Here is a 20,910-nt window from a genome sequence, read left to right on the forward strand (position 1 = left end):
TGCTCAACGGGACTGGGGTCCGGGCTCAGGGAACGGCAGGTACGGAATCAGGGAGTGGGCGAGGTTGGCGATGGTGAGGGATTGCAGCCAGACTCGGCCGGGGCCGGTCAGGGCGGCGAGAAAGAGGCCGTCGCCGCCGAAGAGCACATTGCGGACGCCCTTCATCATCGTGATGTCGAAACTGACCGAGGCGTCGAACAATCCGACATGGCCGGGGTGAACGCGCAGCGTTTCGCCGGGTGCCAGGTCGTAGGGGATCACTTCGCCGGAGAGTTCCACCCAGGCGTAGCCGTCGCCGCTGAGCCGCTGCAGGGTGAAGCCGGCGCCGCCGAAGATGCCCGCGCCGAGGCGGCGCTGGAAGCTCAGGGCCACGCGGACATCGCCTGCGGCGCAGAGGAATCCGTGCCGGTGCACCAGGTATTCGCGGTCCTTGTGGATCTGTATCGGCAGGATCTGGCCGGGCAGTTTGGCGGCGAAGGACACGCTGCCGGGATCGCGATGGGCGGTGTATTCGGTCATGAACAGCCCGGCCCCGGCCATGGCGCGGCGGACCGCCCCGAAGACTCCGCCGGCCGCGCCCCGGGTGGAGGTGCTGAGCCGGATGGAGTCGGTCATCCACGACAGCTGACCGGCTTCGGCGATGAGCGCGTCGCCGGGGTCGAGCGTGACCTCGAGCACAGGCATGACGGTGCCCCGGATTCTGGCGTCCATCAGGCTTCCCCTCCCGTGTTTCACAATTCACCCCAGTGTGCCCCGAAGCCGGTCGTGTCGCGATCGTTGTCGACTTGCCACCGGACCGACCACTTCAGTAAATTAGGCTTTCCTTACCTAATAGAAGGCTCGGCATGCTCCAGACCAGTGGCGCCCGGTTTCCCACCGGGACAGCGGGAATCCCCCACGATTCCTGGCGAATCGCGTCCGCGTACGCGGTCCTGGCCACCGGCGCGCTGACCGCCGCCGTCTGGATCGCCGCCCACGTCACCGCCAGCCCGGCCGTGCACACCGGCGGCGTGTTCGTCCACCTCACCGCCCTGGTGCTCGGATTCGGCGGTGTGCTCACCGCCGACTCCTACGTCTTGCGCTGGGCCGCAGGCCGTCTCGACCTCGCCGCGGCGCTGAGCGCGGTGAGCCGCCTGCACGTCCCGATCTGGCTGGGCCTCGCGGGCCTGGTGACCAGCGGCTGCGTCCTGGAACCGAACCTGGCCTCCACCATGACCCGCACCAAGCTGGCGTTGGTCCTGGTGCTGACGCTCAACGGAATACAGGCCTACTCGCTCAACCGCCACCTGAAGGCGCGCGGCGACCTGCCGCTGACCCCGCGGCTGCTGACCTGGGGCGCGGCCACCGGGGTGGTGTCGCAGGTCTGCTGGTGGGGCGCGACCGCCATCGGCTTCCTCAACGCCCAGCGCTGAACGACCGCCCGATACGCTGGGCGGATGATCAAGGCTGCGGTATTCGATGTGGGCGAGACGCTGATCGACGAGACGCGTATCTGGTGCCGCTGGGCCGACCGGCTCGGCGTGCCCCGCTTCGCGTTCCTGGGCGTGATCGGCGGCATGGCGGCCACCGGACGCCCCCTCACCGACGCCTTCGAGCTGTTCCGGCCGGGCCTGGACCTCGACGCCGAGCAACAGGCCTGGGCCGCCGCGGAACCCGGCAGCCTCCGCAACAACTTCGACGACGCGGATCTCTACCCGGACGTGCGGCGCGCGCTGCGGGAACTCCAGCGGCGCGGGATCACGGTGATCATCGCGGGAAACCAGCCGCCGCAGGCGAAGTCGGCGCTGGAGCGCATGGACCTGCCGGTGGACGCGGTCTACACCTCGGCCGAATGGGACCTGGAGAAGCCGGATCCCGCGTTCTTCACCAAGGTCGCCGACGTGGCGGGCGTCGAGCCGGGCGAGATCTGCTACGTCGGCGATCGCGTCGACAACGATGTGGTGCCGGTGCTCGCCGCGGGCATGCGGCCGGTGCTGATCCGGCGCGGGCCCTGGGGTTACCTGACGGCCGAGCTGCCCGATGCTGCCCTCGCGACCGTGATCGACGGCCTCGACGAACTGCCGGATCTGCTCGCGCCCGCCTGACGGCGACAGGTACATGACGCATCAAGTGTGACGGCCGTTTTCCGCCAGCGGCCGGTCTCCCCGCGGCGTTGACTATGACATGTCAACGAAATCAGTGCTACCGCAAGGAGACACCGTCATGTCCGATACCCGCTTCGCCGCCAAGGTCGTCCTGATCACCGGAGCCACCTCGGGAATCGGTGCGGCCGTGGCCCGGCGGATCGCCGCCGAGGGCGGGACCGTGGTGCTCGGCGCCCGCGCCAAACAAGCCGGCGACCGGATGGCCGAGGAGATCCGCGACCAGGGCGGCCGGGCGCTGTTCGTGCCCACCGACGTCACCGTCGAAGCCGACGTGGAACGACTCACCGCCGCGGCCGTCACCGAATTCGGCCGCCTGGACGCGGCTTTCAACAACGCGGGCGCGATCAACGCCTTCGGACCCGTGCAGGACATCGACGACGCCGCCTGGCGGGCCGATCTGGAACTGAACCTGACCGCCGTCTATTACGGCCTGCGCCACCAGGTTCCGGCGCTCGCGGCCACCGGCGGTGGCGCGATCCTCAACAACGCCTCCAACCTCGGCGTCGTCGGCATGGCTCAGGTCGCCCCGTACACGGCGGCCAAGCACGGCGTCGTGGGCCTGACCCGCGCCGTCGCCTTGGAAGGGGCCGAGCAGTCGGTCCGGGTCAATGCCCTGGTCTCCGGCGCGGTCGACACCCCCGCCTTCCGCGCCTCCATGGGCGCCACCCCCGAAGGCGAAGCCGCCATCGCGGCCCTGCACCCCCTCGGCCGCGTCGCCCGCCCGGAGGAGATCGCCGCGTTCTGCGCCTACCTCCTCAGCGACGAGGCCTCCTTCATCACCGGTGCGGCCCTCGCCATCGACGGCGGCTTCACCGCCCGCTGATCGCGACCACGCACAACACAGAGACAGGCCCACCACCGCGCCCGGGCACTGGAACGCGGGGTGGGCCGGTCACTGTCGACGCCGAAGCAGCGGAGCACGCGGCTCCCCTGCTCCCCCGACGCCGGTCCAGGAGAGGGTTCACCCTCACTCGACGGGACGAGGCGGGGCGGGTTGATCGGTCCGGCCCCCACCTACGTCACCGTGGGAAGCGAGCGGATGGTGGGACGCCACCGCCCGATCTCCCCCGCATCCCTCGCCGGCGCGCGGAACAACGCGCCTGATAACGAGGGTCTGACCGAAAGCCCTTCGCCCCCAACCCGATCCCGTCCCGGACCGGTACAGCCAGGTCCCGAGGCTCGGCGCCGCCGGCACCTGCGCGCCACAGCAGTCGACCGATCGGAGCGGACGCACCGCCACTCCCGGACCGCATCGGCAGGGAATGATTCGGCGGATTGCGCTGTGCCGCAGGGGGTCAGTGTTTGCCACCACCGCCGCCCCCCTTGCCACCGCCGCCCATGCCGCCACCGCCGCCCATGCCACCGCCGCCCATGCCGCCACCGGTTCCGCCGCCCATGCCGCCACCGCTGTGGCTGCCGCCGGTCGAGGAGCCGCCGGGGCTGCCTAAGCCGCCCTTGGATGCGCCGCCACCGGTCTGGGAACCACCACCGGACATGCCGCCCGGGGAGCCGCCACCGGGTGTCGAGCCGCCGGGAGATGCTGCGCTGCCGCCGGTTCCGACGCCACCGTTGGTGCCGCCGGGCTTGGAACCACCCGGGTTGGAACCACCAGGGTTCGAGCCACCGGGGTTGGAGCCACCGGGATTCGACCCACCCGGGTTCGACCCGCCGGGGTTGGAGCCACCAGAATTCGAACCACCCGGGTTGGAACCGCCGGTGTTGGAGCCGGGGGTCGCGCCGCCCGTATTCGCTCCGGCCGGGGTGCCCGTTGCACCGCCGGGCGTCGAGGTACCGGAACCGCCGCCGGATGCGGTGCCGCCCGTGGCGGTTCCGCCGGTGCCGCCGCCGGGGTTGGAGCCGCCGGGCGTTCCGGTGCCACCGGGGTTTGTCCCGCCGGGCGCGCCGCCCGTAGAGCTGCCGGGGGTGGTGCCGCCTGGTTGTCCCGAACCGGGCTGGCCCGCACCGGGATCGCTCGCGCCGGGCTGACCGGTGGACGGCTGGCCTGCGCCGGGCTGGGCGCCGCCCGGTTGAGCGCCCCCGGGTTGGGTGCCGCCCGGTTGAGCGCCCCCGGGTTGGGTGCCGCCCGGTTGGGTGCCCCCGGGTTGGGTGCCGCCGGGTTGTGTTGCACCGGGCTGGGTTCCGCCGGGTTGGCCGGTGCCCGGCTGGGTGGTGCCTGGCTGGCCGGTTCCGGGTTGGGTTGCGCCGGGGAGGGTTCCGGAGATGGGGGTGCCGGGGACGCTGACCGTGGGGGTTTGGCCGACGTAGCCGCCGATGGTCCAGCCCGTGAGGACGGGGTTCTGGAAGGGCAGCGGGTTGATGAACTGGGCCGGGTTGGCGTAGGTGACAGCGGGGTTGGTGACGGTGAGGGTGCGGGTTTCGCAGTGGGTGCCGCCGCCGGTGGTGTCGACGGGGCGGCCGTTGAACCAGGTGGAGGTAACCGTCGGGGTCTGGGGGGCGTAGCTGCGGACGGCGGCGACGGTGGCCACGGCGTGGGAGCGGGTGCCGGCGGGGGCGGCGGAGTCCTCGAGGACCATGACATCGCCGGTGCCGAGGGCCGCGGTGCCGACGGGCGGCTCGGTAGGTTCGGGCGCGGCCTGCATTCCGGGCGGGCCGGCGACGGGGCCGCCGAGGACGGTGGCCGCGGACATGGCGAGCGCGGAAGCGACCGCGGCGCCGGAGATCACGGCGGCGCGGGGGGCATAGCGGCCGATGGCGGAGCCGGTGTCGACGCTGCGAAACGCGGCGATGGACGCGCCGACCGCCGAGGTGTGGGCGGGATCGGGCGAGATGACCACCGGGCGGCCGAGATCGGCCAGCACCCGCTCCACTTCGACGGGCCGTGCGGCGCCGCCGATCAGCAGCACCCGGTCGATCTCCTCCATGTGCAGTCCGGCCCGGTGCACGACGGATCGGACCAGTCGTAGCGAGTTGCGAATATGCCAGCTGCGCAGCCGATTCGTATCGGAGGCGGGCACCACGGCCGACACGGGCTGGGTCGAGTCGGGTGCGATGCTGCGCGCGTAGCGGGCCAGCAGCGTGCCGAGCGGCCGGCCGCCGTACTCGTAGGAGCGTTCGGCGCGCCCGAGGATGCCGCGTTCCTCCACGTCGGCCTCGGTGCGCACCACCGCGAGGTCGAGGCAGTTGCCGCCGAGGTCGTAGACCAGGGTGAGCCCGTTGTCGGAGATGCCGTATTCCTCGTCGAGCCATTCGACGGCGGCCACCGGTTCGGGCATGAGCGTGACCCCGGCCGCGCCGGACCAGTCCAGCGCCCGCCGCAAACGCGTGACGTGTTTGTCCGAATAGCAAGCGGGATAGGTGGTTACGGCGGGCGCTTCGGGCGCATTGGATTCGATGAGCCCGTTCACCACCGCCGCGATCAGGTCCGCCGGGGACCAGATGCGCCCGCCGATGACCACCGGGTCGGGCTCGGCCGTCAGGTCGGCGAAGTCGGTCACCACCGGGGCGAACCGGGGCATCCCCCCGATACGCGGGCCGCCGGCGCTATCGAAGGTCACAGCGGTCCGACGAACCCGCACGGCTGGTCGGTTTCGATCCCCGGCCGTGGTCGCCCATACGGAGTTCACTGTGCCGATGCTCATGCCAAAGCCAACTGTCATCGCTATCCCGTCAACGCACCGAGACCACGGCCCTCAGGCGTACCAACCATGTGGTCGCGGTCGTTTTCCAAACAGCGCGTTCAGGTTAGCTGGCGTTTGCGGGACTTGAATATCGAATCAGGGGAGAAGATTTCGCGTCCAGTAGCGAAGATAGCGAATCTACTGGTCAGGCAATCGCAGCAGCAAGATCGAATCGAACTGCCAGACAAAGGCGACTGAACAGTCTTTCTCGGTGGCTACAACACAGCGAACATCAAATTCATACCGACCGGTAGGCGAGTAGTGTCCGAAAAACAAAACCGCAACGTCAGTACGTGCGGACGGATTACCGATCACTGGTCGGTAGCTGCCCCTGAATACCCCACGCGGGCAACTTCACCGTCCGTGATTACCGGCGAACTCTTCTCTACTACGGGAGATGTCGCCCCGAGCAAACGCGGCATTACAACTCGCACAACACCATCGGTACAGTGTGCCCGGCACCTCGCGAAGGCGCACACACGAACCCCGGAGATTCGCAGCCGCTACACAGCCGGATACGTTGCCCGGCACAAAAAGTCACGGAGTCCGGAAAAGGCGAAGGCCGCCGCACGCACAGGGGTTGCGTACCGCGGCCTTCGGGGAACGACGCCGACAGGGGGTGGGTCAGCGGCGCACCATCAGGGAAAGCTTGCGCCGGGGACGGTTGACCGCGCCGCCACGGATGGCGTGCGGCTGCCGCTCACCGACCAGTCGGTCGAAATCGCCTGCGCTGCGGCCCGGCCGAGCCAACCGGCCGGCATTGAAGTCGTCCACCAGCTGCCGCACCGTCTGCTGCGCACAGGACTTGTTGGTCCCGATGAACCCGGTCGGGCCACGCTTGATCCACCCGGTCACATACGCGCCGGACACCACCGCGCCGCCGGACTCCTCGAGCACCCGCCCGTCCAGGTTCGGGATGATCCCGGCCCGCTCGTCGAACGGCACGCCGGGCAACGCCACGCCGCGGTAGCCGACCGAGGTCAGCACCAGCCCGGCGTCGAGGGTCTCGACATCCTCGGTCGGAACCGCGTGCACCGCACCGTTGTCGCCGGTGACGAGCTCGTTGCGGACCACCTCGACCCCGGTCACCCGGTCCACGCCCGCGATCGCCAGCGGCGCCGACAGGTACCGGAACACGATGCGCTTACGCCCGCCGACCGGCCGATCGGCCAAGCCCTGCAACAGCTTCAGCTTGTGCTCGACCTTCTGCGACATGCCCTCGACCACGGCGGGAATCTCACCCTCCACCACGATGTCGACATCGGCGCCCAGCAGGCCCACGAATTCCGGCACGGTGAAGGCGGATTCGGCCGGACCGCGACGCCCGAGGATCACCACCTCTTCGATATTGCTGCGCCGCAGCGCGTTCAGCGCCCGCTGCGAGACGTCGGTGCCGGCCAGCAGCTCGGGATCGGTGGTCAGGATGCGGGCCACGTCGAGCGCCACATTGCCGTTGCCCACGATCACCGCGCGCCGCTGCGACAGGTCGAAGAACCGGCCCGCCTGATCCGGGTGCCCGTTGTACCAGGCCACGAAGTCGGTGGCGGAGGAACTGCCCGGCAGCCCCTCGCCCGGAATCCCGAGCTTGCGGTCCGAGGACGCGCCGACCGCGTAGATCACCGCGTGGTGGTGCGCCAGCAGCTCCTCGTGCGAGACATGCTCGCCCACATTCACATTCAGGTAGGAGCCGAACCCCGGCTGCGCCGAGATCACGTCGAACAGCTCGCCGACCTGGCGGGTCTTGGTGTGGTCGGGCGCGACGCCGAAGCGGGCCAGCCCGTAGGGCGTGGTCACCTTGTCGAACACGGTCACCGAGACGCCCGGCTGGGTGAGCAGTTCGTCGGCCGCGTACATGGCCGAGGGCCCGGAGCCGATCACGGCCACCCGCAACGGCTCCCGGCCGGGCTTGACCTCCGCGGCCGGAATCGGCATGGCCAGCAACGGCCGCGGCCGCTCCTGCCGGTAGAAGTCGGCGTTGATCTCGATGAACGGCAACTGCTCATCGGTCAGCTTCTTCGACGAGGTGATGGCGTCCACCGGGCAGGCGGTCGCGCACGCGCCGCAGTCCACACAGGCCTGCGGGTCGACGTAGAGCATTTCCGCGGTCAGGAAGTCCGGCTCGTCAGGCGTCGGATGGATGCAGTTGACCGGGCAGGCGTAAACGCAAGACGCGTCGCTGCAACAGGACTGCGTGACAACGTACGGCACTGTACGTCCCCTTTCCTACGCGGCCTTGCCGGAGCGGATGGGCTCCGAGCGGTAGCGCGAGGCCGGACCGCCGATGCCCAGCAGCTTCCAGACCCGCTTGGAGATCGGGTTCATCAGGCCGATGTCCTGGGCCAGCGCGCGCACGTCGATGAAGTAGTCGGCGAAGACCTGCTTGGCCTCCTTGGAGCCGTAGAACAGCTCCTTGCGCACCTGCTCCGGGATGTCGAACTCGTCGAAGAACTTCTTCGGCGGGGTCGCGATGGAGCGGCCCAGGATGAACATGACGATCGGCATGGCGATCGAGAGCACGAAGCGGTTGGCCGCATTCCCCTCCGGCACGTGGCGCTTGAGGAACTCGTGCGCGAAGGAGATGTGACGCGCCTCCTCGGCGACGTGAATGCTCATGACGCCGCGCATGATCGGGTGCACTTCCTCGCCCGAGCGCAGGATCTGCTTCTGGATGTGGTCGATCGGCTCCTCGCCGCCGAGCACGGCCATGAAGAACAGGTTCGGGAACGCGATCGCCAAGGGCACCACGATCTGACGGAACTGACGCACCAGCGGGCCCATGCCCGGGACGTCCACGCCGATGCGGTTCACCATCTCCTGGAACATCAGGGTGTGGTTGAGTTCCTCGGACATCTCGTGGGTGCAGTAGCGGAACTCCGGGTCACCGTTGGGCAGCGCGAAGGTGTGGTTCACCATGCCGGCGATCAGGATGGACTCGAACTGCAGGCCGACCTTGGCGATATTGGCCTGGCGGTACTTGCCGACCGCGATCTGCTGGTCCACCGTCAGCGACTGGTACCAGTCGTGGCGGCCGAGCGGGTCCGCGGACTCCGGCAGGATCCAGCGCTCGGGGCGGGCGTCGGCATCGAAGTCGGGGTTTTCCCAGTCGATGTCCTCGAACGGGTCGAAGTGCTTGTTCACCGACCCTTCCGAGAGCAGCAGCAGCTTGTCGGCATACTCCTGAGCTTCGGCAACCACGGGGTCGTCAAGGGGGGTCGTGGTCGGAGACATCGTCGTCACCTCTCCAGTCAGTGGCGTTATGTGTACCCAATAGTTACACCAAACTGGAGGGGCGTCAACAACAGTTCGCAAGATGCTTGCACGAGTTAGCGCTCCCCCGCCTCCCCGCGACTTCAGCGGGCGGCTGAGAGCCGTGGACCGTCACACACCCGTGCCGGCGGTTGAGAGCCAATCCGATCTTGGACGTACCCGGCGAGGTACCCATACGGTGCGAAATCAGTTCTCACGCTGGGGGACGGAAAGATCAACTCAGAGGGCGGCCACCCTTGTGACACGCCGGAAGAGTCCGGTCAGCGAATGATGCCGGTGACTCGCCGACTCCTGGGCCAGCAGCGCCTGCCGGGCCACGATGGCCGCGCCGTCGGCGATGGTCCGCTCCGGATCGGCCGAGACCACCACCGGACGGGCCAACTCCTTCGCCAGCACCTGGGCCACCTCGGGCGGGCGCGCCGCGCCGCCGACCACCAGGATCCGATCCACATCGGCCATGGTGACGTCAGCTATCCGCAGGCATTTGTAGACCAGCGACAGCGACCGCCGGATGTGCTCGCCGCGTAGCTCACCGGAATCCGCGTCGGAGAGCCCTCGCGGCACCACCTGGGACCCGGCCGTGCGACGCAGCGTGCGCGCCACCATGTCGCCGAAGGCCCGGCCGCCGTAGTCCAGCGAATGCAGCGGGAGGCCGACGATCGGATTGCTCGGCGCGCCCATGCCGACCCGCAACAGCGTGATGTCCAGCCCGGCCCCGCCTAGGTCGTAGACCAGCGCCAATCCCGGTGTGAGCGGACCACGTTCGGCCGCCAGCCAGGCCGCGGCGGCGATCGGCTCGGCCACCAGCGCGGCCGCGGTGAGACCGACCCCGTCCAGCGCGGTCCGCAGATCGGCCACCTGCGCGGCCGGGTAACCGGCGGGATGGGTGATCGCGATGCCGGTGTCACCGTGGCCGAGCACCTCCGCCGGCTGTTTCCCGAGCACCTCCGCGACCACGCTGTGGGCCACCGTCGCCACCAGATCGGCCGCGGAGAGCGCCCGGTGCCCGACCCGCGCGACCGGAGCGCCCCGCTGGGTGAGGTCCGCGAAGTCGGTGATGACGCGCCCGTGCCGGGGAATCCGGCCGACCCGCGCGGTGCCCGAACTGTCGAAGGTGAGGGTGGTGCGCCAGGTGGCCGGCGGAATACTTCGACGGCCGGAGGGAAGCTTTCCGGTCCGATCCGCCGCCGTGGAGCAGACCGTGTTGACCGTGCCGATACTCAAACCCACGCCGAACGCCATCATCCACCTCGATCGACGAGTCCTGATCGGGCCGAGCACTCGCGCCGGCCCGCTGACCCGGCCCGATCAATGCAACTCCTGCGCCGGATGCTTGCCAACCACCGGACACGAAGTTGTCCGGTCGTGCGCCGGTGTGCCGCAACAACCTTGCTGTCCAGGCAGGCGACCGCGAACGAGCCCGCGCGTGTTCGGATCGCGGAATGTTTGCCCGAGGTCGCCCATTCTCCGGATACGCGACAGATGATGCCGGACGGTTCGATTCGCGCCGAGGCCGACGAAAATCGCCCCCGCACCGGATGATCCGGAGCGGGGGCGAATCTCGAACTGCGAGCCGGCCGTGACACGAGCGCCGGGCTACCGCCCGGCAGCGCCGGACGACTACTTGGTGGCGGCCGGACTGAACAACGTCGAGCTCAGCACCGAAACCACGCTGTAGGCCAGGTTGAGCAGATCCGGGGCCAGACCCGAATCACCGGTGAGCATCTTGGCCAGCGGACCGAGGAACTTGACCGCCATCTGCACCAGCGAGCTCACGCCCTCCACGCCCAGACCATTGGACCTGGAGTTGTTGTCGGTTCCCAGCTGTGCGCCCGGCGCCGACTGTGTCCCGGGGCTGACGGCCGTGTTCCCGGAACCGCCCGGAGTGGCCGGCGATTGCCGCACCGGCGCACGCAGATCCGCGACCGGCCGCACCGCCGGGGTGGCGGGCTTGGGCTGCACCGCCTGCGGCGAGGTCCCCGGCTGAGTTCCCTGCTGCTGCGGGGTGGTTCCCGGCTGCGGCACGCTCTTCTGCGGGATTCCCGGCTGCGCCGGAGTCTGCGCGTGCTCCCAGTTGTTCAGGAACTGATCGGCGAGCTGCTGGATGATCTGGAGCCCGTTCTGGAGCACCGCGTCGCCCGGCTGCTGCTGTGCCGGATTCTGTTGTGCGGGAGCCGCTCCCGACTGTCCGGGCAGCTGGGCCGGTGGCGCCGGCGTCTGCCCGGGCTGGGCCGGGGCCTGTCCGGGCTTGGCCGGGGTCTGCCCGGGCTGCGCCGGAGCGGGCGCGGCCGGACCCGTGACCTGCGGAGCACGGGCGGGAACCACGAGCGCGGGCGGTACCACCGCCGCGGGCGCCACAGCCTGCGGAATCGCGGCCGCGGGAGCCGGCGGAGCGACGGCTTCGGGAGCCGCCGCCGGAGCCTGCGGCGCGACGGCTTCGGGAACCGGCACGGCGGCCTGCGGAACCACCGCGGCCTCCGGGGCCGGTACCGCCGCGGGAGCGGCCGGAGCCGGCGCCGCCTGCGCCGGAACCTGTTGTCCCGGTTGAGTTCCCGGCTCGGCCGCCTTCTCGACGCCGGGTACCGGCACACCCAGCAGATACGATGCGATCCCGGTGGTGATGGTGACCGCGTGCTTGAGCTGCCCTTCCGGGCTCTCCAGCTGTTGGGCGTCCTCGGCGTTGGCGCCGTTGCCCATTTCGAGGAAGACATCCGGCACCGTTGTCAGTGCGGGACCGGCGATGTCGGAGCGGGTCTGCAATCCGTCGACCGCGCCGTTGTAGGTCGCGACCTGGTACCCGCTCTGCACGTAGGTGTCGCGCATGGCCTTGCTGGCAGCCAGGCCGGGGCCGGACTGCACCTCGTTGACCTTGGCGTCGGCGACCGGCAGCTGCGGCACGATGAGGTGGAAGCCGTGGCCGTCGGCGGGACCGCTGTCGGCGTGGATGCTGACGGCGACGTCGGCGCCGGAGGCGTTGGCGGCCTTGGCCCGTTCGTCGATGCAGCCGCCCCACCCGGTGTCGTCGGGCCGGCTCAGCACCACGTGCGCGCCCAGGCCCTCGAGCGAGGTGCGGACCAGCTGCGCGACGTTCCAGGTGATGGTGTGCTCGGCGATGCCGTGCAGGGTGGTCATGCCGGTGGTCTGGCACTCCTTGGTGCCGCCGCGTCCGTCACTGACCTGTTTGTTGGTGTCCTGGCTGTGATTGGGTCCCTGATGACCCGGGTCCAGGAAGATGGTCTTCCCCGCGAGCTTCTGGGGTAGTTCGGGCAGCGCCGGCGCAGCCAGCGCGGCGACCGGGACTATCCCGGCCACGGTGGTGATGGCCGCCGCGGTGACGGCGGTGCAGATTCCGGACTTGGTGATGCTTCGTTTCATAAGCGGCGGCGCTCGGGGCAGAGCGCCCCTCCCTTCCCACTAGTAACACCAGACCCAGTGGCTCACTCTTGCAACACCAGTTACCCACTGGCAAGCGTCGTGACGGAACCGTTATGAGTGGTCAAACGACCGAAATGCCCTGATCATCAGCACTACCGGGCGCAATGACGAGCAACCACTGGGCCAACTATCCCGCACCCCGCGTGTCCCGCCCGAACGGCGCGCCACAGCGGCTCGACGCAATCCCCCGGCGTCGAGCCGCACCCACGTTCTACCTGGTCAGGCCGTGACGATCTGGTCGCCGTCCACGCGGATGGCCCGCGGGTCCAGCGCCCGCGGCGCCGGGCCCCCGGCCACCGAGCCGTCCAGATTGAAGGTGCTGCCGTGGCACGGGCACCGGATCAGGCCACCGGACACGGAATTCACCTGGCACCCCAGGTGCGTACAGGTCGCGGAGAACCCCTGGAACGACCCCGCGGAGGGCTGGGTGATGACGGTGCCGCCGGTGATCAACCCCCCACCGACCGGCACATCGGAGGTATTGGCCAGCGTGTCCAGCTTCTTGGCGGGCATCGGGTCGGGCCCGCCGGGTTCGGCTCTCGGCGCGGCCGACGCGGGCTTGTCGGAGGTGCTGCCGCAGCCCACCACGACGAGCGCGGTGGCGGCGACCGCGGTGGTTGCCAGGGCGGTGCGGCGATCGAGGCGGAAACCGCCGGGATCCGGGGTGGTGTCGGTCATGGGTAACTCCTCGCTCGGGCCGCGGACGAGTTCGATACGTCCGCTACTTGTTCGACGTGCTGGAGGGCCCGTCGGTTCACCCCGCCGGATTACGCACTGATCGGCACACGCCGCAACGATCGCAGCGCATAGTGCACCCGGGTCTTGACCGTGCCCACCGGAATGCCCAGGTCAGCGGCCACATCCTGGTAGGCGCGGTCGCGCAGGATGACCTGTTCGACGGCGTCGCGCTGCGGTGCGGGCAGCTGCGCCAGCAGGTCGGCGACCAGCATCCCGTCGGTCAGCGCCTCGGTGAAGTCGGGTCGGGCGCACCGGTTCTCCGCCTGTTCCCCGATCTCGTCCCAGCAGGTGTCGCCGGGCCGGGCGGCCCGGAAGCGCGCGATGTCGGTGAGCACATTGCGTTCGATGGTGAGCAGCCAGGTGCGCACGCTGCCCCGGTCCGGGTCATAGCTGGCGCAGGCCCGCCACCCCCGCAGCAGGGTTTCCTGCACGGCGTGTTCGGCCAGGCCGGGGTCGCCGAGGCGGCTCATAGCACGCCAGTGCAGCAGGCCGCGATCGGCGGCGAGGACAGCCGCGAGTCCGGTGTCGGTGCACAGCCGGGCGCAGTCGCCGGCGCATCCGGTCGTGACCGGGCGAAGTCTTCCCATGACTGAATATCGCTGTAGAGACCGAAAGAGCATCGCCGCGATTGTGAATTCCCAGAAATCGTCCGATTTCCCGAAAACAGACCGGAATTTCTGATAAACCCCTCCCCGGGAGATGCGGGGATCGCCCGACACCGCACGCAGGGAACCGTGCGGTGCACTGAACTGCTCAGGGAGGATCATCGTGCGTGCAGGCGCGCTCATGGCCGCGGGGGCATTCGCTTCCGCGCTGACAATGGCGGCATCCGGAATTGCGGCTGCCGAACCCGCCACCGATATCACGGTCGACGGGACGTATTTGGTCAATCTGGATATCAAGCCGGGTTTCTATATCGGCGACGGGACCACGGACCCGGCCCCCGCCGGCTGCTTCTGGCGGCGGCTGTGGAAGGTCCAGACCGCCGAGGACTACCCGGACCCGAACTACTACATCATCGCCAGCGACTTCACCCGGCTGCGGTCGATCACGGTGGAGATCAAGGCAACCGACGTCGCCTTCTCCACCAAGAACTGCGGCGCTTGGCATCTGGCGCCCGCACCCGCGAGCACCGGTTCGTTCGGGTAACTAGGGTGAGCGCATGACCAGGCGGAAGATTCTCATCACCGGCGCCAGCTCCGGACTGGGGGCGGGCATGGCCCGCGAATTCGCGAGTCGCGGACGCGATCTGGCGTTGTGCGCCCGGCGGGTCTCGAATCTGGAGGAGCTGCGGGACGAATTGCTGGCCGCGCACCCCGGCATCACCGTCGCGGTACGCGGCCTGGACGTCGACGATCACGCCGCCGTCCCGAAGGTCTTCGACGAGCTGCGCGAGGAGCTCGGCGGGCTGGACCGGATCATCGTCAACGCCGGGATCGGCAAGGGCGCGCGCCTGGGCACCGGCCGCGCCGACGCCAATCTCGCCACCGCCACCACGAATTTCGTGAGCGCGCTGGCCCAGGCCGAGGCGGCGATGAGCATCTTCCGCCGGGCGGACGCCGGGCACCTGGTGCTCGTCTCGTCCATGAGCGCGGTGCGCGGACTGCCCGGCAAGAAGGCGGCGTACGCGGCCAGCAAGGCGGGCGTGACCGCGCTGGGCGAGGGCCTGGCGATCGAGTTGCGCGGCACCCCGATCAAGGTCACCACGGTGCAGCCGGGCTTCATCGCCACCGACATGTCCGCCAAGGCCGGGGACGCGAAGCTCGTGGTGCCGCTGGAGAAGGGCGTCCGGTCGATGGTCGCCGCCATCGAGCGCGAGACGGTGCGCGCCTCGGTGCCCGAATGGCCGTGGCGGGTACTGGGATTGGCGATGCCGCTGCTGCCCCGCGCGATCATGGCCCGCATGGGCTGAGACACCGGCGCGCCTGGCCGCTATTACCGATCGAAGTCGCCGACCTGGCCGCTAGCATCGCCGCCATGGCGAAATTCACCACCTGGGACGGCCTCGAACTCAACTACCGCGTGTGGGAGGGCGAGGGCGTCCCGGTGGTGTTGCAGCACGGAATCGTGGCCGACACCAATGCCAATTGGATGAGCATGGGCGTGGTCGCGGCACTGGAGAAGGCCGGCCATCACGTCATCTCGCTGGACGCGCGCGGGCACGGCCGTTCGGACAAGCCGCACGACCCGGCCCGCTACTCCTGGCAGGCCATGGCCGACGACATGCGCGCGCTGTTCGACCATCTCGCCCTGGATCAGGTTGCGCTGGTGGGCTATTCGATGGGCGGGATCATCTCGCTGCTGGTGGCGGGAGCAGATGCGCGGGTGCAGCGGCTGGTGATCGGCGGCATCGGCGCGGGCGTGGTGGACTGCGGCGGCATCGACTGGCGGGTCATCCAAGCCCAGGACATCGTGACCGCCATGTCCGGTGACGCCGCGGATGTCCCCGAGTTGGCACGCATGTTCCGCATCCTGGCCGACGCCCTGGGCGCGGACCGCGCGGCCATCGCCGCGGTGGCCACCGCGCTGAACGAGGCCCCGATCGAATCCCTCACCGGCGTCACCGTTCCGACGCTGGTGCTGGCGGGCGACGCCGACCCGCTGGCCGTCGAACCCCAACGCCTCGCCGCCGCGCTTCCGAACGCCGAGTGCGTGGTGGTCAAGGGCGATCACCTCGCCGCGGTCGCCGACCCGGCCTTCGCCGCGGCGCTGGTCGACTTCCTGCGCTGAGAAATTCAGTACTGCTTGCGGTGCGGCACGAACTCCAGCGACAGCAGCGCCAGCGCCGCGATCGGCACCTCGCGCCAGCGGATCAGCACGTAGCGCTGATCGCCGAAGGCATTGAACTTCCGCAGGAATCGGTACAGCGATTCCAGCCGGATCAACGGATCGCCCAGTCGCACCGCCAGATACACCGCCTGCATGGTCCGTGACCGATGCTTGTCGGCGAAGATCTCCGGAAACGCCGCGAACGCCAGCGAGATTCGCTTGATCCCGTGGTCGCGCGCGTACTCCACCAGGTCCACGATCATGCGTTCGTCGAGCCCGTTGGGTGCGTCGTGCCGCCGCCAGGGCACGTCGAGGCTCAGGTCCTGGCCGTTGCCGGAGGACCCGTAGCGCTGGAAGCCGGCCACTTCACCGTCGGCGTCGCGGGCCAGTACCACGAGCATGCCGGGGTGCCGGCCGTCGAGCAGGTGGTCGAGGATCATGGAGAAGCCGCGGGTCTGCCGTCCGGTCCCCCATTCGTCCACGATGGACAGCAGGTTCTCGCGCTGCGGTTCGGTGAGCGCGACCTCGGGCAGGATCTCGGTGGTCACACCGACGTTCTTGGTGCGGCTCACGGCCTGGCGCAAGTTGCGGAACTTGCGGCCCACCAGGTCGAAGCGGTCGACGTCGACGACCACGTCCCGGCCCACCGAGATGGCGCGCAGTCCGCGATGGTCGACGGCCCGCTGCTGCCACAACTCGCTGACTTCGGGGCTGGCGCCGAGCACGGCGATGCGCCACCCGTGGCTGCCCGCGAACAGCGAGAACTCTGTCAGCAGCCCCGGGAACTGCGACGGGTCGCCGATCGGATCGCCGGAGACGACCGCGAACCCGAGGCGGGCCCGATAGGCGAGCGCCGCGGAGCCGTGGGTGTCGAAGTAGTAGGTCTTGGACGAGTGCAGCGCGAACGGTGCCAGCGGATCCCTGCTGCTGCGCCGCACCAGCTCGGCCACTCGCGGTAGTTGTTCGGGTTGCGGTTTGCTGCCCTGCGGCAGCACCAGGATGGCGCCGCTGACGGCCAGGAACACGAATCCGACGCCCGGGTGATCGGTCCGGTAGCTGAAGTTGGAGACGACCAGGGTCATGGCCGCGCCGGTGAGGTGCGGCAGGGTGATGGGCCGGCGCAGGTACAGCCCGCGGGCCACGAACAGTCCGGCAACCGAGACCGCGACGAACCAGCCGTGGTCGTCGCCTTCGCTGGAGGCTCGTTCGGCGGCCCAGACCAGGATGACGCTGCCGAGAACCAGGGCGCCCATCAGCCCGAGCCGGGTGCTGGGCCCGGCGGTGAAGGCGGTCTCGCGGTATGCGGTCAGCGTCGGATTCGGTACGCGTTCCTCACGCATCTGGACCCCTTTTCTCCACACGCGAAAGCCTCACGGGCCTTCTCCCCATGGTGACCCTCCCGCATCTCCCATACGACACACTATGTGTGAGAGACGGTTCGGGGCATCGGGTTATTCCGGCCAGCCCAGCCGTGGTGTGGTGAGCACCGGATCTGTGATGCCATTGTGGCAGGCCAGACCGACAGCGTCCCAGCGCGCGAGACTCGATCCGGCCTCATATGCGGATTGGAAGAAGTCCAGCGCGGTGGCGACCGGGTCCGCGCTGGCCCGGACGTCGTCGTAGGGCAGGTAGGCGCTGTGCCCGGACCCAGAGGCCACCCAGTGGGCCTGGGCGGGCCGCAGCGGCTGGTCGGCGAGCCCGGCCGGTTCGGGCGCGGTGTAGGAGTAGAAGGTCGGGGCGGGGACCTTGTCGTCGCCGAACCAGAACCCGGCGCTGATCACCTCGCGCGAGTAGGCCTCGCGGGTCACCGGGTCCACGCTGTCGGGCATGGGGATCTTGCGGTCGGAGAAGCGCTGGACCGCCAGGTCGAAGGTGTGCCAGAAGATCTGGACGGGGCTGATCTTGCCGGAGTAGGTGGCGCTGAATTCTTCCAGGATGCGTCCGACCTGGCTCTGCACGTGGAATGCGCGCTGCGCGGCGGCCGGGTCGTAGGTGTGGTGTTGCTCGTCCTCGTCGAAGGGCCGGCCGTGGTCGGGCAGATCGAAGGGCGTGGGATGGGCGATGACCACGTCGACGCCGAGGTTGCGCAGCGCGTGCATGGTCTCGGTGTAGAAAGTCGCCACCGACTGGCCCGCGAGCGGCACCTCCTCTTCGGTGCCGCGGTCGTTGCAGATCCGCAGCGCGTGGTCGAAGAAGTCGAAGGCGCAGGTGAAGACGGGTCCGTCGGTGGCGCTGCCCAGCGGCAGGGTGGTCCAGCCGCGGGCGGTGAGCCGGTAGGTCATGTGCCACCAGTGGTTGCGCCTGATGCCTTTGGCCAGGGCAACCTTGCCGACGATCTGGGCGTAGCGGTGCAGGGTTTCCTTGGTGGGCCGCCATGAGTCGAGCGGGATGGCGGGCAACACGTCCTGGGCCATCCGCTCATGCTACTCAGCTATCGATTAGTTACCGTCCGTCGCCGGTGTGCCCGGCCAGCAGTTCGCTGAAGGGCCGTACCGCGCCGACACCATTGCCGGAGGTCCGGTGCCGGATCGGCTCGTCCTGCAGGAAGCCCTGCACGCTGGTCGGTTCGGCGACGATCAGTTGGGCCAGTTCGGCGGCCCCGCGGTGGATGCGCTCGGCCAGTCCGGTGGAGCCGAAATCCTCGGTGGCGGCGAACACGCCGGTCGGGACCACGACGGCACGCAGATAGGAGAACAGCGGCCGCAGGGCGTGGTCGAGCACCAGCGAATGCCGGGCAGTGCCCGCGGTGGCGGCGATCAGCACCGGCATGCCGTTGAGCGAATCGGTGTCGAGGACGTCGATGAACATCTTGAACAGCCCGCTGTAGCTGGCCGTGAACACCGGTGTCACCGCGATCAGCCCGTCGGCGTCGGAAACCTGCTGCCGCGCCGCGGCCACGGCGGGCGTGGGCAGCCCGGTGGTCATCATGGTGGCGAGATCGCTTGCCAGTTCCCGTAGTTCGATGACCTCGACCTCGAGGCTCTCCCCGCGCCCGCCCACCGCCGCGGTGACCGCGGCGGCGAGCTGGTCGGCGAGCAGCCGGGTGGAGGAGGGCTGCGAGAGCCCGGCGGTCAGTACTACCAGTTTGCGACTCATGCTCGGCCTCAGTTCTTTTCGGCGAGCACGTGCTCGCGGGCGGGCTCGACCAGGTGGTGCGGGGCGTCGGGGCCGGCGGCGACCAGCGACGCGTGGGTGGGCGGATCGCTGGGCACTCCGGCGGGGCGGCGCGCCTCGAATTCCTTGCGCAGCACCGGCACGACCTCCTTGCCGAGGATCTCGAGCTGTTCGAGCACCACCTCCAGCGGCAGGCCGGCGTGGTCCATGAGGAACAGCTGCCGCTGGTAGTCGCCGACGCTGTCGGCGAAGCCGAGGGTGCGTTCGATGACCTGTTCGGGGGTGCCGACGGTGAGCGGGGTCAGTTCGGTGAAGTCCTCCATCGACGGACCGTGCCCGTAGACGGGCGCGTTGTCGAAGTAGGGCCGGAAGAACTTCTTGGCCGCGGCCTCGGTCTCGGCCATGAACACCTGCCCGCCGAGTCCGACGATGGCCTGTTCGGCCGCGCCGTGCCCGTAGTGCTCGAAGCGCCGGCGGTACAGGTTCACCATCTGCTTGGTGTGCTGCATGTCCCAGAAGATGTTGTTGTGGAAGAAGCCGTCACCGTAATAGGCGGCCTGCTCGGCGATCTCGGCCGAGCGGATGGAGCCGTGCCACACGAACGGCGGGGTGCCGTCCAGGGGTGCCGGGGTGGCGGTGAAGCCCTGCAGCGGGGTGCGGAACTTGCCTTCCCAGTCCACGCGCTGTTCGCGCCACAGGCGGCGCAGCAGGTGGTAGTTCTCGATGGCGAGCGGCAGCCCGTCGCGGATGTCCTTGCCGAACCAGGGGTAGACGGGCCCGGTGTTGCCGCGGCCCATCATGAGGTCCACCCGGCCGCCGGCCAGGTGCTGCAGCATGGCGAAGTCCTCGGCGATCTTGACCGGGTCGTTGGTGGTGATCAGCGTCGTTGCGGTCGAGAGGATCAGCTTCTCGGTCTTGGCCGCGACGTAGCCGAGCATGGTGGTCGGCGAGGAGGGCACGAAGGGCGGGTTGTGGTGCTCGCCGGTGGCGAAGACGTCGAGACCGACCTCTTCGGCCTTGAGGGCGATGCTGACCATGGCCTGGATGCGCTCGGCCTCGCTGGGCGTCCGGCCGGTGGTGGGGTCCATCGTCACGTCGCCGACGCTGAAAATTCCGAACTGCACGGGTCCTCCTAGGGGCGCGTCCACATTTGGTGGATATGGCAACCACTTGAACATAGCGGGCCGGAGGGGTATTCCTGGATGCGTTCACGGGGTGATTCGCGCCACTGCGACCACCCCCGCTCGACCCGCGCGACGGGGCCGGAATTCCGTCGGCACCTGCCCGATTCGCACCCCCGAAGACTGACGAGTACCCGCAGCCCACTTGCGGGTACAGCGAAACACTCAGTAGTGCAAGATCTTTCGAAGTATCCTGAACATTCCCCGCGCAACGCCGGAGATCTCGAGCATGGACAGGGGGTAGATCCAATGGCGGACAACTCCGTCGGTGCGGCATACGCTGTCGTCGTCACCGCGGTCGCCGATCCGATGCAGGTGGAGGGCCTGGAATGGGATCGTGCGGTGGAATACCTGCCCAGTATCGATTCGCACATCATGCAGACGTGGGTCCGTGACCAGGAGACCGGTCCCGACCCCCGCCGCGGTGTAGTCATCCCCGGCCCACAGCGCCGCGTCGGCCAGCGACATCCCTATCGCGAAGTCTGCGTCCCCTCGGCCGAATACCAGCTCTTCAGCGCCGCCGTCCGCACCAACCGCCACCGCGCCCTCACGACCACCTGCGCCGAAGAGGAAGCCCGCCAGCGAACCCGCCTACTGTCCCCGGCGCACTGACGCCGTCGCGGA

Annotated in this window: 19 protein-coding genes; 7 read left to right on the forward strand and 12 right to left on the reverse strand. The window is 69.3% G+C overall.

Going from position 1 to position 20,910, the window contains the following annotated elements; genetic code table 11:
* Positions 1–3: 3 nt before the first annotated feature.
* A complete protein-coding gene (locus tag ACYVKL_RS11855) occupies positions 4–711 on the reverse strand; it encodes an AIM24 family protein (protein WP_379162092.1) in 708 nt (235 codons plus the stop codon).
* 134 nt (positions 712–845) lie between these two features.
* On the opposite strand from ACYVKL_RS11855, the gene ACYVKL_RS11860 reads away from it, so the two are divergent.
* The 3 genes from ACYVKL_RS11860 (at position 846) to ACYVKL_RS11870 (ending at position 2,967) form a co-directional block, all read left to right on the forward strand.
* Positions 846–1,412: a hypothetical protein gene (locus tag ACYVKL_RS11860; RefSeq protein ID WP_379162095.1), complete on the forward strand. Its 567-nt coding sequence runs from the start codon at positions 846–848 to the stop codon at positions 1,410–1,412.
* 24 nt (positions 1,413–1,436) lie between these two features.
* Positions 1,437–2,084, forward strand: a complete 648-nt coding sequence (locus tag ACYVKL_RS11865; protein WP_379162097.1) for an HAD family hydrolase — start codon at positions 1,437–1,439, stop codon at positions 2,082–2,084.
* Between the two features lie 118 nt (positions 2,085–2,202).
* A complete protein-coding gene (locus ACYVKL_RS11870; RefSeq protein WP_357192169.1) occupies positions 2,203–2,967 on the forward strand; it encodes an SDR family NAD(P)-dependent oxidoreductase in 765 nt (254 codons plus the stop codon).
* Positions 2,968–3,439: 472 nt separating this feature from the next.
* On the opposite strand, the gene ACYVKL_RS11875 is transcribed toward ACYVKL_RS11870, so the two are convergent.
* From ACYVKL_RS11875 to ACYVKL_RS11905, 7 genes are all read right to left on the reverse strand, one after another.
* Positions 3,440–5,620, reverse strand: a complete 2,181-nt coding sequence (locus ACYVKL_RS11875; RefSeq protein ID WP_379162098.1) for an Hsp70 family protein — start codon at positions 5,618–5,620, stop codon at positions 3,440–3,442.
* A gap of 786 nt (positions 5,621–6,406) precedes the next feature.
* Positions 6,407–7,990 (reverse strand): FAD-dependent oxidoreductase, encoded by a 1,584-nt coding sequence (locus tag ACYVKL_RS11880; RefSeq protein WP_379162101.1) that lies wholly within the window; start codon positions 7,988–7,990, stop codon positions 6,407–6,409.
* Between the two features lie 15 nt (positions 7,991–8,005).
* The gene (locus tag ACYVKL_RS11885; protein WP_379162104.1) at positions 8,006–9,010 is read right to left on the reverse strand and encodes an AurF N-oxygenase family protein; all 1,005 of its coding nucleotides are present in this window, start codon (positions 9,008–9,010) and stop codon (positions 8,006–8,008) included.
* 258 nt (positions 9,011–9,268) lie between these two features.
* Complete coding sequence (locus ACYVKL_RS11890) at positions 9,269–10,279, reverse strand: Hsp70 family protein (protein ID WP_379162107.1); 1,011 nt, start codon at positions 10,277–10,279, stop codon at positions 9,269–9,271.
* Between the two features lie 390 nt (positions 10,280–10,669).
* Complete coding sequence (locus tag ACYVKL_RS11895; protein WP_379162110.1) at positions 10,670–12,424, reverse strand: N-acetylmuramoyl-L-alanine amidase; 1,755 nt, start codon at positions 12,422–12,424, stop codon at positions 10,670–10,672.
* Positions 12,425–12,703: 279 nt separating this feature from the next.
* A complete protein-coding gene (locus tag ACYVKL_RS11900) occupies positions 12,704–13,162 on the reverse strand; it encodes a Rieske (2Fe-2S) protein (RefSeq protein WP_379162113.1) in 459 nt (152 codons plus the stop codon).
* Between the two features lie 89 nt (positions 13,163–13,251).
* Positions 13,252–13,809, reverse strand: coding sequence for a sigma-70 family RNA polymerase sigma factor (locus tag ACYVKL_RS11905; RefSeq protein ID WP_213560081.1), 558 nt, complete (start codon positions 13,807–13,809; stop codon positions 13,252–13,254).
* A 181-nt stretch (positions 13,810–13,990) separates the two neighbouring features.
* On the opposite strand from ACYVKL_RS11905, the gene ACYVKL_RS11910 reads away from it, so the two are divergent.
* From ACYVKL_RS11910 to ACYVKL_RS11920, 3 genes are all read left to right on the forward strand, one after another.
* On the forward strand, positions 13,991–14,371 hold the full coding sequence (locus ACYVKL_RS11910) for a hypothetical protein (protein ID WP_357192162.1): 381 nt from the start codon (positions 13,991–13,993) through the stop codon (positions 14,369–14,371).
* Between the two features lie 13 nt (positions 14,372–14,384).
* Complete coding sequence (locus ACYVKL_RS11915; protein WP_379162117.1) at positions 14,385–15,134, forward strand: SDR family oxidoreductase; 750 nt, start codon at positions 14,385–14,387, stop codon at positions 15,132–15,134.
* A 65-nt stretch (positions 15,135–15,199) separates the two neighbouring features.
* Positions 15,200–15,952, forward strand: a complete 753-nt coding sequence (locus tag ACYVKL_RS11920) for an alpha/beta fold hydrolase (protein ID WP_379162120.1) — start codon at positions 15,200–15,202, stop codon at positions 15,950–15,952.
* A 5-nt stretch (positions 15,953–15,957) separates the two neighbouring features.
* On the opposite strand, the gene ACYVKL_RS11925 is transcribed toward ACYVKL_RS11920, so the two are convergent.
* From ACYVKL_RS11925 to ACYVKL_RS11940, 4 genes are all read right to left on the reverse strand, one after another.
* On the reverse strand, positions 15,958–17,331 hold the full coding sequence (locus ACYVKL_RS11925) for a bifunctional lysylphosphatidylglycerol flippase/synthetase MprF (protein ID WP_379162123.1): 1,374 nt from the start codon (positions 17,329–17,331) through the stop codon (positions 15,958–15,960).
* Between the two features lie 111 nt (positions 17,332–17,442).
* On the reverse strand, positions 17,443–18,405 hold the full coding sequence (locus ACYVKL_RS11930; protein WP_379162126.1) for a DUF5996 family protein: 963 nt from the start codon (positions 18,403–18,405) through the stop codon (positions 17,443–17,445).
* 28 nt (positions 18,406–18,433) lie between these two features.
* A complete protein-coding gene (locus ACYVKL_RS11935) occupies positions 18,434–19,087 on the reverse strand; it encodes an FMN reductase (RefSeq protein ID WP_379162129.1) in 654 nt (217 codons plus the stop codon).
* Between the two features lie 8 nt (positions 19,088–19,095).
* Positions 19,096–20,229: an LLM class flavin-dependent oxidoreductase gene (locus ACYVKL_RS11940; RefSeq protein WP_379162132.1), complete on the reverse strand. Its 1,134-nt coding sequence runs from the start codon at positions 20,227–20,229 to the stop codon at positions 19,096–19,098.
* Between the two features lie 306 nt (positions 20,230–20,535).
* Between ACYVKL_RS11940 and ACYVKL_RS11945 the strand changes: the two genes are divergently transcribed.
* Entirely contained in the window at positions 20,536–20,898 is a 363-nt protein-coding gene (locus tag ACYVKL_RS11945) for a hypothetical protein (RefSeq protein ID WP_379162135.1), read from the forward strand.
* The last annotated feature ends 12 nt before the right edge of the window (positions 20,899–20,910 follow it).

Source organism: Nocardia tengchongensis (genome assembly GCF_054781395.1).

Coding starts and splice junctions, on each gene's coding strand:
- ACYVKL_RS11855 (WP_379162092.1), bottom strand. CDS start 711: ATGGACGCCAGAATCCGGGGCACCGTCATGCCTGTGCTCGAGGTCACG.
- ACYVKL_RS11860 (WP_379162095.1), top strand. CDS start 846: ATGCTCCAGACCAGTGGCGCCCGGTTTCCCACCGGGACAGCGGGAATC.
- ACYVKL_RS11865 (WP_379162097.1), top strand. CDS start 1,437: ATGATCAAGGCTGCGGTATTCGATGTGGGCGAGACGCTGATCGACGAG.
- ACYVKL_RS11870 (WP_357192169.1), top strand. CDS start 2,203: ATGTCCGATACCCGCTTCGCCGCCAAGGTCGTCCTGATCACCGGAGCC.
- ACYVKL_RS11875 (WP_379162098.1), bottom strand. CDS start 5,620: ATGCCCCGGTTCGCCCCGGTGGTGACCGACTTCGCCGACCTGACGGCC.
- ACYVKL_RS11885 (WP_379162104.1), bottom strand. CDS start 9,010: ATGTCTCCGACCACGACCCCCCTTGACGACCCCGTGGTTGCCGAAGCT.
- ACYVKL_RS11895 (WP_379162110.1), bottom strand. CDS start 12,424: ATGAAACGAAGCATCACCAAGTCCGGAATCTGCACCGCCGTCACCGCG.
- ACYVKL_RS11900 (WP_379162113.1), bottom strand. CDS start 13,162: ATGACCGACACCACCCCGGATCCCGGCGGTTTCCGCCTCGATCGCCGC.
- ACYVKL_RS11905 (WP_213560081.1), bottom strand. CDS start 13,809: ATGGGAAGACTTCGCCCGGTCACGACCGGATGCGCCGGCGACTGCGCC.
- ACYVKL_RS11915 (WP_379162117.1), top strand. CDS start 14,385: ATGACCAGGCGGAAGATTCTCATCACCGGCGCCAGCTCCGGACTGGGG.
- ACYVKL_RS11920 (WP_379162120.1), top strand. CDS start 15,200: ATGGCGAAATTCACCACCTGGGACGGCCTCGAACTCAACTACCGCGTG.
- ACYVKL_RS11925 (WP_379162123.1), bottom strand. CDS start 17,331: ATGCGTGAGGAACGCGTACCGAATCCGACGCTGACCGCATACCGCGAG.
- ACYVKL_RS11930 (WP_379162126.1), bottom strand. CDS start 18,405: ATGGCCCAGGACGTGTTGCCCGCCATCCCGCTCGACTCATGGCGGCCC.
- ACYVKL_RS11935 (WP_379162129.1), bottom strand. CDS start 19,087: ATGAGTCGCAAACTGGTAGTACTGACCGCCGGGCTCTCGCAGCCCTCC.
- ACYVKL_RS11945 (WP_379162135.1), top strand. CDS start 20,536: ATGGCGGACAACTCCGTCGGTGCGGCATACGCTGTCGTCGTCACCGCG.